At 62.1% G+C, this 393-nt stretch carries 1 protein-coding gene; it reads left to right on the top strand.

All coding sequences use genetic code 11. The features are described from left to right. Window positions 1-393: FAD-dependent oxidoreductase (locus tag EOA22_RS37435; protein WP_164756377.1), on the top strand; the 393-nt coding region annotated here is incomplete at both ends.

Genomic DNA, 393 nt, shown 5'->3' on the forward strand with positions numbered 1-393 from the left:
GACCACGACAAGCTGATTGCCGGAGCCGGCGCAGAACACTTGTTCGTCAGACGCGGCTACATCCAGATGCATCGCGAGGCCCGTGAGCTCGATACGGACGCCGCGCAGGCGGAACGCTACAGAAAGGACTTTGGTGTTCAGTCGCGCATCTTGACCAATCAGGCGTTGAGAGGTGAGGAGCCCTGCCTGAAGAGGGATTTCGCGGGTGCCGTGCATTGGCAACAAAGCAGAAGTTGTGTTGATCCGGGCGGGCTCGTCGCGACGTATGCAGCGCTTTTTCGCCGCCGCGGCGGCACCCTGCTGGAAGAAGAAGTGCGGTCACTGACGCAGCCTGCTTCCGGCTGGCACGTCCACTTGCGGAACGGGCGACGCCTGGCCACTGCAAACATCGTC

The organism is Mesorhizobium sp. M7A.F.Ca.US.014.04.1.1 (assembly GCF_003998745.1).
Lineage (GTDB): Bacteria > Pseudomonadota > Alphaproteobacteria > Rhizobiales > Rhizobiaceae > Mesorhizobium > Mesorhizobium ciceri.